This is a genomic window from Streptomyces sp. YS-3, from assembly GCF_045257485.1.
In the GTDB taxonomy this organism is placed as follows: domain Bacteria; phylum Actinomycetota; class Actinomycetes; order Streptomycetales; family Streptomycetaceae; genus Streptomyces.
Window position 1 is genome coordinate 1 of sequence record NZ_JBJHPC010000134.1, and the last position, 13949, is coordinate 13949.

Consider the following 13949-nt stretch of genomic DNA (forward strand, 5'->3'; position numbering starts at 1 on the left):
GCCTCGTAAGGGGTGGAGCTGACTGGTACTAATAGGCCGAGGGCTTGTCCTCAGTTGCTCGCGTCCACTGTGTTAGTTCTGAAATAACGAACAGCCGTGTTGTTGCCCGGTTTCGTTAATTTCATAGTGTTTCGGTGGTCATAGCGTTAGGGAAACGCCCGGTTACATTCCGAACCCGGAAGCTAAGCCTTTCAGCGCCGATGGTACTGCAGGGGGGACCCTGTGGGAGAGTAGGACGCCGCCGAACAATTTTTACGCGGGTTCCCGAGCTTCGGCTCGGGGACCCGCGTTTTTTTATGCCCGATCACCTGTTGTTCATATGGTGCGAGCACCATGCCCAGCTATGGGGATCATCGGAAAGCTGGAGTCCGCACGCCTCACGGCGGGGGACGAAGTGATCGTGCCGGCCTACGACGACGGCACCGTGGCCCGGGCCGTCGTGGCGGCCGGAGCCCTGCCGGTGTTCGCCGACATAGACCCGGAGACGTACTGCCTGGGGGTCGGGGGCATCGAGGCCGTGGTGACTTCGCGGACGGTCGGGCTCGTACTCGTGCACCGCTTCGGGCACCCGGGCGCCGCCGAGGAGTTCAGGCAACTCGCGGGTCGGCTCCGGCTGTTGCTGGTGGAGCAGGACGAGGACGAGGGCGACGACGGTCAGGGCGGTGGCGTGGGGCAACGTCGTGAGCGGGCCGGGTACTTGGACCGGCGGCTCGTCGGCGTACGGACGCCCGTGCCGGCCGCCGGGCACACGTACCAGCGCTATGTCGTACGGGTGCCGGGGAACGGGCGGCCGGACCGGGACGCGTTCGCGCGGTTGCTGCGGCGGCGCGGGGTCGCGTGCGAGGTGCCCGTGCCCACGCCCGTACACCGGACTCGGGAGTTCAGGCGGATCGGGTGTGTGCTGCCGGAGACCGAGCGGGCCGTGGACGAGACGCTCGCGCTGCCCCGCCTCGACGGGCTCTCCGGCGCGGACGTACGGAAGTTGGTGTCGGTCTGCAATGCGCTCGGCGGCCTGCTGCAGCCCGCGTGACGGGGTGCCGGGCGGGGAGCTGGAGGAACGGGCGGACGTGGTTCGGAACACCGTCTGATTCGGGGTATGCTTTATCTCGTTGGTGAGGGGGAAACCCCGAAACAACAACCGGCCCCTATAGCTCAGTCGGTAGAGCGTCTCCATGGTAAGGAGAAGGTCTGCGGTTCGATTCCGCATGGGGGCTCAGCAGAAAACGATGAAAGGCCCCGCCCACTTGGGCGGGGCCTTTCGCGTTCCTACGGCCACCGGTCGGCGGTGGCCCTGGTCCTGTCGGGCCCCGGTGCCCCGGCTGCGCTAATGCCGGGGCTGTTCCGGGATCCGCATCGACAGGATCGCCATGTCATCGGACGCGGGCTCGGCGGCGAAGCGTTCCACCGCGCGCAGGACGCGGGCCGCAACGGCGCCGGCGGTCAGGCCCGTACACGTGGCGAGGACGTCGGTCAGACCGTCGTCTCCCAACATGCGGGTACCCTCCCGGCGTTCGGTGATGCCATCGGTTACGCAGAGAAGGACATCGCCCGGGTCGAGGGTGATCGTCTCCTCGTACAGCTCCAGGTCCTCCATGACGCCGAGCAGCGGCTGCGGCTCGGCGGCGGGCTCGACCGTGCCGTCCTGGCGCAGGCGCAGCGGGAGCGGGTGGCCCGCGCAGACGACCTTCAGGACGGCGCTGCCGTCCTCCTGGGGCCACAGCTCGCCGTAAAGGAGCGTCAGGAAGCGGCTGCGGGCACCCTCGTCGAGGATCGCGGCGTTGAGGCGCTCCAGGACAGCGGGGCCGCCGAAGCCCTCGCGGGCGAGCAGGCGCAGCGCGTGGCGGGCCAGGCCCGTGACGGCCGCCGCCTCGGGGCCGGTGCCGCACACATCGCCGATGGCGAAGCCGTACGCGCCGTCGCGGATGGGGAAGAGGTCGTAGAAGTCGCCGCCGACCTCGTTGCCCTCGCCGGCCGCTCGGTAGATGACCTCGACCTCGACGCCGGGGATCTGGGGGAGGCCCGGGGGCAACAGGCTGCGCTGGAGGGAGCGGCTGATGGCCGTGCGCTCCGAGTAGAGGCGGGCGTTGTCGAGGGCGAGCGCGGCCCTGCGTGAGAGGTCCTCGGCCAGCTCCAGGATCTCCTGGCGGAAGTGGTCGTCGGAGGGCTTGCCGAGCGTGAGCATGCCGATGACGCGGTTACGGGCGACGAGGGGCAGGACCACCGTCTCACCGCCGACGGCGGCGGCCGTGGACAGCGTGGTGCCGAGGCCGCTGCCCAGGTGCGGGCTGCTGTCGCGGCCGAGGTCGCGCATCGAGGTGCGCAGCGCGGCCTGGTGGGCCGCTTCGCCGGGGGCGCTCCAGACGCGGGCGCCCGGGGTGGGGACCGGCTCCGGCGGGTCSATCTTGGACAGGAGGGCCTTGAGGCCGTCGATGCGCTCCTCGTCCTCGTGGAGGACATAGGACAGGTACGGGTCGGAGGACTGGTCCGCGATCGTGTAGACGGCGCACCAGGTGGCGAGGGTGGGGACGGTCATCTGTGCCATCAGGGCCAACGTCTGGTCCCGGTCCAGGGTTCCCGCCAGCAGGTCCGAGGCCTCCACGAGGAAGCTCAGCGATCCCCGGCGGAGCCGTTCGAGCTCACCGAGGCGTGCCGACTCGACGGCGAGCGCGATGCGGTCGGCGGCGAACTGCAGGCGCAGCGCCTCTTCGTTGGAGTAGCGGCCGGGGGATTCGGCGGCGACGCCGAGGGAGCCGGTGAGGCGGCCCTCGACCTTGAGCGGGACGGTGACGACCGAGCGCATGCCGGAGCCGCCGAGGATGGGGACGGCGCCGGGGACGGCGGCGAGGTCCTCGTGGACGGCGGGCATCCGGGCCGAGCCGTATCGGCCGGTGCCCGCTTCGACGGGCACGCGCGCGAAGCGCTGGCGGGCGGAGGGCAGGCCGGTGGTGGCGCGGACCTCCAGTTCGGTCTCGTCGTCGGTGGCCAGGAGCAGGAAGGCGGCGTCGCCGTCGAGCATGTCGCGGGCGCGTTCCACGGTGCGCTGGAGCAGTCCGTCCAGGTCGTCGGGGGCGGGGGAGCCGATGAAGACCTCGAACGGGTCGACGTTGCGGCTCTCGCCCATGGCCGCGGGGTCGCCCGCGGGGGCGCGCACGGGGGTCTGGAGCACGGCTCGCTCGTCGTCACGGACCAGCAGGCAGACGGTGGACGGCTCGCCGTTGGTGTCCCGCACCCGCAGATGTGAGGCGTACACGGGCAGGACGCGGCCGTCGGCGCCCCGGATGCCGTAGCTGCCCTCCCAGCGCGACAGCTGTAGGGCCTCGACGATCCCGGTGGAGGTGCCGGGGGTGTGCGGCCAGGCCGCGAAGTCGGTGAGCTGCTTTCCGGTGACCTTCTCGGCGGGGTAGCCGAACAGCTCCTCGGCGTCCTCGTTCCAGGCGCGGACGGCGCCGGTGCGGTCGATCTGGATGACCGCGACGCGGACCCGGCCGTCGGTGACGGGCAGCAGGTCCAGGGGCAGGGCGGGTCCGGCCGAGCGGGTGCCCACCCGGCGGGCGGGCAGGTCGAGTTGGAACCAGACGTGCTTCTGGGTGGGGGTGTACTCGACGCCCCAGCGGGAGGCGATGGCGGCGCACAGCAGGAGGCCGCGGCCGTTCTCGCGTTCGGGGCCGGCGACCTCGGCGGGGGAGGCGTGGAGCGGAACCTCACGTTCGGGGTAGTGGTCGGCGACCTCGACGCGGACGCCGTCCTCGGAGCGCAGGCACAGGACGTCGGCGGCGGTACCGGCGTGGACGACCGCGTTGGTGACCAGCTCGCTGGTGAGGACGACGGCGTCGTCGACGACGTCCGCGTACCCCCAGCCCTGGAGGGTGTCGCGGACGAAGGCGCGGGCGGTCGCGACGGACCGTCCGACGGGTTCGAAGCTGGCTTCCGCCCGCGCGGTGATCACAGAACTCCTTGTACGCGTCTCGACGGCCGGTTTCCCCTGCCGGGGTCCGGGAAGGTGCCCCCCGGGAATCAACACTCCCATGTGTGGCCCGCCCCCTCCGGTGTCCCGTGGTCGTCCTTGCGGCTCCCGCGGCTCCCCGGGCTCACAGGAGCAGGGGGCGCCGCCGCCTTCGGACGGACCGGGGCGGTTGGACAGCCGGAAGCCAGGTTACTTACCTTCACTGTCCTAGCGGATGCCGGTCACCAGTGTTTCCGTCCTCCGTGGGCGGGGACGGTATGCGAAGCTGCCGAACTGTTATGGCCGGGTCCGGCCATGGTGAAACACTGGGAAGGCTTCGAGGAAAGCCCGACTAGGGCGGTCGACCCCTGCGGGAGGGACACGGTGGAGTCTGACGTGGCGGCGCGTGGCAAGAGCACGCGCGCGAAGGGCGGACGGACCCGCGGCAACGGGACGACCGAGGTGGACACCGCTGCGCTGCAGCGGCTGCTCGCCGCACTGGCGTCGATGCGGGACGGCAATTTCCGTAAACGGCTGACCGTCTCCGGGGACGGGATGATGGCCGAGATCGCCGCCGTCTTCAACGAGGTCGCCGACCGCAATCTGCATCTGACCGGTGAGATCGCCCGGGTGCGGCGGATGGTGGGCCGGGAGGGGAAGCTGACCGAGCGGCTGGAGACCGGGGCCTGTGAGGGCTCCTGGGCAGCCGCCATCGACGCCTCCAACGCTCTGGTGGACGATCTGGCCAGGCCGGTCTCCGAGGTCGGCAGGGTGCTGTCTGCGGTCGCGGAGGGCGATCTGGAGCAGCGCATGGACCTGCGCTCGCACGGCGTGGACAACGCCGAGCGACCGCTGCGGGGCGAGTTCCTCAAGGTGGGGCGGACCGTCAACAACCTGGTCGACCAGTTGTCGGCGTTCACCGATGAAGTGACGAGGGTCGCACTGGAGGTCGGTACCGAGGGCAAGCTCGGCGGCCAGGCCCAGGTGCGTGGAATGTCCGGTTCGTGGAAGGATCTCACGGATTCGGTGAACACGATGGCGTACCGGCTGACGGCCCAGGTACGTGACATCGCTCTCGTGACGACGGCGGTCGCCAAGGGTGATCTGTCGCGCAAGGTGACCGTGCATGTCGCCGGCGAGATGCTGCAGCTGAAGAACACCGTGAACACGATGGTCGACCAGCTCTCCTCGTTCTCCTCCGAGGTGACGCGGGTCGCGCGCGAGGTGGGCACCGAGGGCGAGCTCGGCGGACAGGCGCAGGTGCCCGGGGTCGCGGGCGTGTGGAAGGACCTCACGGACTCCGTCAACCTGATGGCGGGCAACCTGACCGCCCAGGTGCGCGGGATCGCGCAGGTGACGACGGCGGTCGCCAATGGTGACCTGTCACAGAAGGTGACCGTCAACGCGCGCGGTGAGGTCGCCCAGCTCGCCGAGACGATCAACCAGATGACCGAGACGCTGCGTACGTTCGCGGACGAGGTGACCCGGGTCGCCAACGAGGTCGGGGCCGAGGGCCTGCTCGGCGGGCAGGCGCAGGTGCCGGGTGCGGCGGGCACCTGGAAGGACCTGACCGACTCGGTGAACACGGTCTTCCGCAACCTGACGACGCAGGTGCGGGACATCGCTCAGGTGACCACGGCGGTCGCCAACGGTGACATGACCCAGAAGGTCACGGTCGACGTCGCGGGCGAGATGCTGGAGCTGAAGAACACCGTCAACACGATGGTCGACCAGCTCCAGTCCTTCGGTTCCGAGGTGACCCGGGTGGCCCGGGAGGTCGGCGTGGAGGGGCGCCTGGGCGGCCAGGCCGAGGTGCCGGGCGCGGCGGGCACCTGGAAGGACCTGACGGACTCCGTCAACAACGCGTTCCGCAACCTCACCGGCCAGGTGCGCAACATCGCCCAGGTGACGACGGCGGTCGCCAACGGTGACCTGTCGCAGAAGGTCACGGTGGACGTCTCCGGCGAGATGCTGGAGCTGAAGAACACCGTCAACACGATGGTCGACCAGCTGGCGTCGTTCGCCGCCCAGCTGACACGGATGGCCCAGGACGTGGGTACGGAGGGCCGGCTCGGCGGCCAGGCCCGGGTGGACGGCGTCTCCGGCACCTGGAAGGAGCTCACCGACTCCGTCAACTTCATGGCGGGCAACCTGACCTCCCAGGTGCGCCAGATCGCCCAGGTGACCACGGCGGTGGCGCGCGGTGATCTGTCGCAGAAGATCGACGTGGACGCGCGCGGCGAGATCCTGGAGCTCAAGAACACCATCAACAACATGGTCGACCAGCTGTCCGGCTTCGCCGAGCAGGTGACCAGGGTCGCGCGCGAGGTGGGCACCGACGGGCGCCTGGGCGGCCAGGCGCAGGTCCCGGGCGTGGCCGGGGTGTGGCGCGATCTCACGGACTCGGTGAACGGCATGGCCGGCAACCTCACCGCCCAGGTCCGCAACATCGCCCAGGTCGCCACGGCGGTGGCGCGCGGTGATCTGTCGCAGAAGATCGACGTGGACGCGCGCGGCGAGATCCTGGAACTCAAGAACGTCCTGAACACCATGGTCGACCAGCTCTCGAACTTCGCGGAGCAGGTGACCCGGGTGGCCCGCGAGGTGGGCACCGAGGGCATCCTGGGCGGCCAGGCCGAGGTGCAGGGCGTCTCCGGTACCTGGAAGGACCTGACGCAGTCCGTCAACTTCATGGCGAACAACCTGACGTTCCAGGTGCGCAACATCGCCGAGGTGACGACGGCGGTCGCCAAGGGCGACCTCTCGAAGAAGATCACCGTTGACGCCAAGGGCGAGATCCTGGAGCTGGTGACCACCGTCAACACGATGGTCGACCAGCTCTCGAACTTCGCGGACGAGGTCACCAGGGTCGCGCGCGAGGTCGGCACCGAGGGCATCCTCGGCGGCCAGGCCCGGGTGCGCGGTGTCACCGGCATCTGGAAGGACCTCAGCGACAACGTCAACCTGATGGCCGCGAACCTCACCTACCAGGTACGCAACATCGCCCGGGTCTCCACCGCCGTCGCCAACGGCGACCTCACCAAGAAGGTGACGGTCGAGGCGCGCGGCGAGGTCGCGGAGCTCGCCGACACCGTCAACACGATGGTGACGACCCTGTCGTCCTTCGCCGACCAGGTCACCCGGGTCGCGCGCGAGGTGGGCACCGACGGCATCCTGGGCGGCCAGGCGCGCGTCCCCGGCGTCTCCGGTACGTGGAAGGACCTCACCGAGTCGGTGAACTCCATGGCCGACAACCTCACCGGGCAGGTGCGCCAGATCGCCACGGTCACCACCGCCATCGCCAAGGGCGACCTCACCAAGAAGATCGACATCGACGCGCGCGGTGAGATCCAGGAGCTGAAGAACACCATCAACACGATGGTCGACCAGCTCTCCTCGTTCGCCGTGGAGGTCACCCGCGTCGCGCGCGAGGTGGGCACCGAGGGCCAGCTCGGCGGCCACGCGCGCGTACGCGACGTGGACGGCACCTGGCGCGACCTGACCGAGTCCGTGAACGAGATGGCCGGGAACCTGACCCGGCAGGTGCGCGCCATCGCGGCCGTGGCCACCGCGGTGACCCGCGGCGACCTCAACCTCAAGATCGACGTGGACGCGGCGGGCGAGATCCAGGCCCTCCAGGACAACATCAACACGATGATCGCCAACCTGCGCGACACCACGGTCGCCAACAAGGAGCAGGACTGGCTCAAGGGCAACCTGGCCCGTATCTCCGGCCTGATGCAGGGCCGGCGCGACCTCGACGACGTCGCCTCGCTGATCATGACCGAGCTGACACCGGTGGTCTCGGCCCAGCACGGCGCGTTCTTCCTGGCGCTGCCGACCGGCGGCTCCAACGAGGTCGGTGGTAACGAGGACAGCCCGTACGAGCTGAGGATGCGCGGCAGTTACGGGTACTCGGCGGGCTCGATGCCCACCTCCTTCCGGCCCGGTGAGACGCTGATCGGCACGGCGGCGGAGGAGAAGCGCACGATCCTGGTGGAGAACGTGCCGCCGGGCTATCTCAAGATCTCCTCCGGGCTCGGGGAGGCACCGCCCGCGCATGTGATCGTGCTGCCGGTGCTCTTCGAGGGCAAGGTCCTCGGGGTGATCGAACTGGCCTCCTTCCAGCCGTTCACCCAGATCCAGAAGGACTTCCTCAACCAGATCGCGGAGATGATCGCGACCAGCGTCAACACGATCAGCGTCAACTCCAAGACAGAGGTACTGCTCAAGCAGTCGCAGGAGCTGACCGAGCAGCTGCGCGAGCGGTCGGCGGAGCTGGAGAACCGGCAGAAGGCCCTTCAGGCCTCCAACGCGGAGCTGGAGGAGAAGGCCGAGCTGCTCGCCCAGCAGAACCGTGACATCGAGGTGAAGAACACCGAGATCGAGGAGGCCCGGCAGGTCCTGGAGGAGCGCGCCGAGCAGCTCGCCGTCTCGATGCGCTACAAGTCCGAGTTCCTGGCGAACATGTCGCACGAGCTGCGCACGCCCCTCAACTCCCTGCTGATCCTCGCCAAGTTGCTGGCCGACAACGCCGAGGGCAACCTCTCGCCGAAGCAGGTCGAGTTCGCGGAAACGATCCACGGTGCGGGTTCGGACCTGCTCCAGTTGATCAACGACATCCTGGACCTGTCCAAGGTCGAGGCGGGCAAGATGGACGTCAGTCCGACCCGGATCGCCCTGGTGCAGCTCGTCGACTACGTGGAGGCGACCTTCCGGCCGCTCACCGCCGAGAAGGGGCTCGACTTCTCCGTACGGGTCTCGCCGGAGCTTCCGGCGACGCTGCACACCGACGAGCAGCGGCTCCTCCAGGTGCTGCGCAACCTGCTGTCCAACGCGGTGAAGTTCACCGACAGCGGCGCCGTCGAGCTGGTGATCAGGCCCGCGCACGCCGATGTGCCGCACGCGATCCGCGAACAGCTCCTGGAGGCGGGCTCGTTGCGCGACGCGGACGCCGATCTGATCGCGTTCTCGGTGACCGACACCGGCATCGGCATCGCTGCCAGCAAGATGCGCGTGATCTTCGAGGCGTTCAAGCAGGCCGACGGTACGACCAGCCGCAAGTACGGCGGCACGGGCCTGGGGCTGTCGATCAGCCGGGAGATCGCCCGGCTGCTCGGCGGTGAGATCCACGCGGCGAGCGAGCCCGGCCGCGGCTCCACCTTCACGCTGTATCTCCCGCTGCATCCCAGCGAGTTGCCGCCGCAGGGCTACCCGCAGCTGCCGCCCGGCGGCGAGGCGGCCACCGAGGCCGGGCAGGGGGAGACGGGCCACCAGGACCCGTTCGCGCACGAGACCGCGACGCTCGCCCCCAGCGAGGCCCAGCCGGGGACGGCCGGGCTGTTCCGGCGCCGCCGCAAGGCGCTCGGCGCGGAGCCCGCCGCGACGCTGCCCGGCCAGCCGGGAGAGGCCCCCAGGGAGGCGTGGGCGGCCCAGGAGCCGGAGCACGCGCCCGTGCGCACCTTCCACTTCGGCGGCGAGAAGGTGCTGATCGTCGACGACGACGTACGGAACGTCTTCGCGCTCACCAGCGTGCTGGAACAGCACGGGCTGTCGGTGCTCTACGCGGAGAACGGCCGCGAGGGGATCGAGGTCCTGGAGCAGCACGAGGACACGGCCGTCGTACTGATGGACATCATGATGCCGGAGATGGACGGGTATGCCACGACGTCGGCGATTCGCCGGATGCCGCAGTTCGCCGGGCTGCCGATCATCGCGCTCACCGCGAAGGCGATGAAGGGCGACCGGGAGAAGGCGATCGAATCCGGCGCGTCCGACTATGTGACCAAGCCGGTCGACCCGGACCATCTGCTCTCGGTGATGGAGCAGTGGATGAGGGAGAAGTGATCGGTGGCCGCACGGTCCGCCGCGCGCGTTGCTGACTGACTGTGGCCGAGGGCGTGTGGGAGGGCGGTATTCGGGGAACCTTCTGGTCTCCCACTACGTTTCTGCTACGTGCACAGTGACATCGCGGTGACAGGGTGTGGCGACAGGCGGGGTGCGGCTACCATGACCGGCACAAGGACGGGCGGCGCAAGGGAGTCGTCCCCTGGGGCGGCGCCCGGTGCTTCCCCAAGTCCTTCGGACTGGGGAGGCCCCAAGCCGGGGCGAGGAGGACGGGCCATGGTGCAGAAGGCCAAGATCCTCCTGGTCGATGACCGGCCGGAGAATCTGCTGGCGCTGGAGGCCATCCTCTCTGCGCTCGATCAGACACTGGTGCGGGCATCGTCAGGGGAGGAAGCGCTCAAAGCACTGCTGACGGACGATTTCGCGGTCATCCTGCTGGATGTGCAGATGCCGGGCATGGACGGTTTCGAGACCGCCGCGCACATCAAGCGGCGGGAGCGGACCCGGGACATCCCGATCATCTTCCTCACCGCCATCAACCACGGCCCCCACCACACCTTCCGGGGCTATGCGGCGGGAGCCGTCGACTACATCTCCAAGCCCTTCGACCCCTGGGTGCTGCGCGCCAAGGTGTCGGTGTTCGTCGAGCTCTACATGAAGAACTGTCAGCTGCGTGAGCAGGCCGCGCTGCTCCGGCTCCAGTTGGAGGGCGGCGGCCAGACCGCCGGCGACCCCAAGGAGCCGGCGGGTCTGCTGGCCGAGCTGTCCGCGCGCCTCGCGGCCGTGGAGGAGCAGGCCGAGGCGCTCTCCAAACAGCTCGACGACGAGTCGGCGGACGCGGCTGCGGTGGCCACCGCGGCCCATCTGGAGCGCAAACTGACCGGCCTGCGGCGGGCGCTGGACGCGTTGGAGCCCGGGACCGGCAGCGGCACGGCGGCGCTGCCCTCGCAGAACTGAGCGGAGCGGAAGCGGTCCGGAAGCGACCGGACCGGGAGCGGGCGGTCCGGATGCGAGCGGTCCGCGGCGGCCCGGCACTGACGAAGTGTCAGTCCCCTTCGTGGGCAGGCCGGTCCCTGTCCACGCGTACGTGACTGTTGTCTTTCGGTACGACACGAACGGGTGAAGCACCGGCCGTCGTGTCGACGGCCGTCCGCACCGGTAACCTCAGCACCATGGCCTCACGTACGTCCGGCAAGGGTTCCCAGGGCACGGCGGGCACCGCGAAGCGCACCGGCCGTACCGCGGCGCCCGCCAAGAAGGCGCCTGCGAAGAAGACCGTCGCGCCCGCGAAGAAGGCACCCGCCAAAAGGGCGCCCGCCAAGAAGGCGATGCCCCCCAAGCCCGCGCCCAGGCGGGCGCCTTCGCCCACCGGGGGCGTGTACCGGCTCGCGCGCGCCGTCTGGTTGGGTGCGGCCCACGGTGTCGGGGCGATGTTCCGGAGCGTGGGGCGCGGCGCCAAGGGCCTCGACCCGGCCCACCGCAAGGACGGGGTCGCCCTGCTGCTGCTCGGGGTCGCCCTGATAGTCGCCGCGGGCACCTGGTCCAATCTGCGCGGCCCGGTCGGCGAGCTCGTCGAGATGCTGGTGACCGGCGCGTTCGGCCGGCTCGACCTGCTGGTGCCGCTGCTGCTCGGCGCGATCGCCGTCCGGCTGATCCTCTATCCGGAGAAGCCCGAGGCCAACGGCCGGATCGTGATCGGCCTCTCCGCGCTGGTGCTCGGCGTGCTCGGCCAGGTCCACATCGCCTGCGGCTCGCCGGGCCGCGACGACGGCACCAGCGCGATGCAGGACGCCGGCGGGCTCATCGGCTGGGGCGCGTCCAAGCCGCTGGAATTCCTGATGGGCGATGTGCTCGCGGTGCCGATGCTGGTGCTGCTGACCGTCTTCGGGCTGCTCGTGGTCACCGCGACGCCCGTCAACGCCATCCCGCAGCGTCTGCGCGCCCTGTGTGTCCGGCTCGGCGTCCTGGAGCCGCTGCCGGGGGAGCTGGGCGAGGACGAGCTGTACGAGGACGACTGGCGTGCCGTCGACGAACCGGAGCCCGCACCGCGCGCCCGGCGCACGCCCGGGCGCCGGATCACGCCGGACGACGGGTACGCCCCGGGCGAAGGCGAGCAGGCGGCGCTCTCGCAGCGCCGCAAGCCCCGGCGCGCCTCGGTGCAACCGGCGTTCGACACCCCGATGGACCCGGTCGACGTGGCCGCAGCGGCGGCGGCAGCCCTCGACGGCGCCGTACTGAACGGCCTGCCGCCGTCCCCGGTCGTCGCGGACCTCACCCAGGGGGTCTCCACCGAGCGGGAGCGGGGGAGCACCACACCAGTGCCCACGGCCCGCGGCGGGGCGGCGGCCGGGGCCGGAGCGGCGCGGCCCGCCGCGGGGGCCGGCACGACCGGGCCTGCGTCCCGGGCGACCCCGGGTGCCCCCGCCGCCGTACCGGATCTGACCAAGGCGGCTCCGGAGCACTCGCAGATGCCGACGCGCGCCGAGCAGCTCCAGCTCGCGGGCGACATCACCTACGCGCTGCCCTCGCTCGACCTGCTGGAGCGCGGCGGGCCGGGCAAGACGCGCAGCGCCGCCAACGACGCCATAGTGGCGTCGCTGCAGAACGTCTTCGTGGAGTTCAAGGTCGACGCCGCCGTCACCGGCTTCACCCGGGGCCCGACGGTCACCCGGTACGAGGTGGAGCTGGGCCCGGCCGTCAAGGTCGAGCGGATCACCGCGCTGACAAAGAACATCGCGTACGCGGTGGCCAGCCCGGACGTCCGAATCATCTCGCCGATCCCCGGCAAGTCGGCGGTCGGCATCGAGATCCCCAACACCGACCGCGAGATGGTCAACCTCGGTGACGTGCTGCGCCTCGCGGACGCGGCCGAGGACGACCATCCGATGCTCGTCGCGCTCGGCAAGGACGTCGAGGGCGGCTATGTGATGGCCAACCTGGCGAAGATGCCGCACGTCCTGGTGGCCGGCGCGACCGGCTCCGGCAAGTCGTCCTGCATCAACTGCCTGATCACGTCGGTCATGGTGCGCGCGACCCCCGAGGACGTGCGGATGGTGCTGGTCGACCCCAAGCGGGTCGAACTCACCGCGTACGAGGGCATTCCGCATCTGATCACACCGATCATCACCAATCCGAAGCGGGCGGCCGAGGCGCTCCAGTGGGTCGTGCGCGAGATGGACCTGCGCTACGACGACCTGGCGGCGTTCGGTTTCCGCCATATCGACGACTTCAACGAGGCGATCCGCAACGGCAAGGTCAAGCTGCCCGAGGGCAGCGAGCGGGAGCTGACCCCGTACCCGTATCTGCTGGTGATCGTCGACGAGCTCGCGGACCTGATGATGGTGGCGCCGCGTGACGTCGAGGACGCGATCGTGCGCATCACCCAGCTGGCCCGCGCCGCCGGTATCCATCTGGTCCTCGCCACCCAGCGGCCCTCGGTCGACGTGGTGACCGGTCTGATCAAGGCGAACGTGCCGTCCAGGCTCGCCTTCGCGACCTCCTCGCTCGCCGACAGCCGCGTCATCCTCGACCAGCCGGGCGCCGAGAAGCTCATCGGAAAGGGTGACGGACTGTTCCTGCCGATGGGGGCGAACAAGCCGACCCGGCTCCAGGGCGCGTTCGTCACCGAGGACGAGATCCAGGCGATCGTCCAGCACTGCAAGGACCAGATGGCGCCGGTCTTCCGTGAGGACGTCACGGTAGGCCAGAAGCAGAAGAAGGAGATCGACGAGGAGATCGGCGACGACCTCGATCTGCTCTGCCAGGCCGCCGAACTGGTGGTCTCGACCCAGTTCGGGTCCACCTCGATGCTCCAGCGCAAGCTGAGGGTCGGCTTCGCCAAGGCCGGCCGGCTGATGGACCTGATGGAGTCGCGCGGGATCGTGGGCCCCAGCGAGGGCTCCAAGGCGCGCGATGTCCTGGTCAAACCGGACGAACTCGACGGCGTGCTGGCAGTGATCCGGGGGGAGGCTCCCTGAAGGCCCGGGACGGCTGTCGAGCAGTCAATTCTGCGGCCGAATGGAGCATACGAAAGGGAGCACGGGGCAACCGTTTCCTCCGGTTGTACGTCCAGTTGAGGGAAGACCAGGAACATGCTCCCCTCCTGACCCGTTAGGAGGAAGGGGAGTGGCCATTCCTATGGCGTACAAACTCCACCCTC

At 69.9% G+C, this 13949-nt stretch carries 5 protein-coding genes, 1 tRNA gene and 1 rRNA gene; 6 read left to right on the forward strand and 1 reads right to left on the reverse strand.

Annotated elements, in window-relative coordinates:
- The first annotated feature begins 130 nt into the window (after positions 1-130).
- From rrf to ACJA3G_RS14120, 3 genes are all read left to right on the forward strand, one after another.
- A 5S ribosomal RNA gene (rrf, locus tag ACJA3G_RS14110) occupies positions 131-247 on the forward strand.
- A 96-nt stretch (positions 248-343) separates the two neighbouring features.
- Positions 344-1030 carry a DegT/DnrJ/EryC1/StrS family aminotransferase gene (locus tag ACJA3G_RS14115; RefSeq protein ID WP_406553304.1) on the forward strand — a complete coding sequence of 229 codons (687 nt, stop codon included), beginning with the start codon at positions 344-346 and terminating at the stop codon, positions 1028-1030.
- Between the two features lie 111 nt (positions 1031-1141).
- Positions 1142-1214: transfer RNA gene (locus ACJA3G_RS14120), tRNA-Thr, on the forward strand.
- Between the two features lie 110 nt (positions 1215-1324).
- On the opposite strand, the gene ACJA3G_RS14125 is transcribed toward ACJA3G_RS14120, so the two are convergent.
- On the reverse strand, positions 1325-4027 hold the full coding sequence (locus tag ACJA3G_RS14125) for a SpoIIE family protein phosphatase (RefSeq protein WP_406553305.1): 2703 nt from the start codon (positions 4025-4027) through the stop codon (positions 1325-1327).
- A gap of 300 nt (positions 4028-4327) precedes the next feature.
- Here ACJA3G_RS14125 and ACJA3G_RS14130 point away from each other — a divergent pair, with 300 nt between their 5' ends.
- From ACJA3G_RS14130 to ACJA3G_RS14140, 3 genes are all read left to right on the forward strand, one after another.
- Entirely contained in the window at positions 4328-9790 is a 5463-nt protein-coding gene (locus ACJA3G_RS14130; RefSeq protein WP_406553306.1) for a HAMP domain-containing protein, read from the forward strand.
- A gap of 276 nt (positions 9791-10066) precedes the next feature.
- Positions 10067-10747, forward strand: a complete 681-nt coding sequence (locus ACJA3G_RS14135) for a two-component system response regulator (protein WP_067165024.1) — start codon at positions 10067-10069, stop codon at positions 10745-10747.
- 215 nt (positions 10748-10962) lie between these two features.
- Entirely contained in the window at positions 10963-13767 is a 2805-nt protein-coding gene (locus ACJA3G_RS14140; protein ID WP_406553307.1) for a DNA translocase FtsK, read from the forward strand.
- The last annotated feature ends 182 nt before the right edge of the window (positions 13768-13949 follow it).

Excerpts from the sequence above, each read along its gene's own strand:
- ACJA3G_RS14115 (WP_406553304.1), top strand. The coding sequence starts at position 344 with ATGGGGATCATCGGAAAGCTGGAGTCCGCACGCCTCACGGCGGGGGAC.
- ACJA3G_RS14140 (WP_406553307.1), top strand. The coding sequence starts at position 10,963 with ATGGCCTCACGTACGTCCGGCAAGGGTTCCCAGGGCACGGCGGGCACC.
- ACJA3G_RS14135 (WP_067165024.1), top strand. The coding sequence starts at position 10,067 with ATGGTGCAGAAGGCCAAGATCCTCCTGGTCGATGACCGGCCGGAGAAT.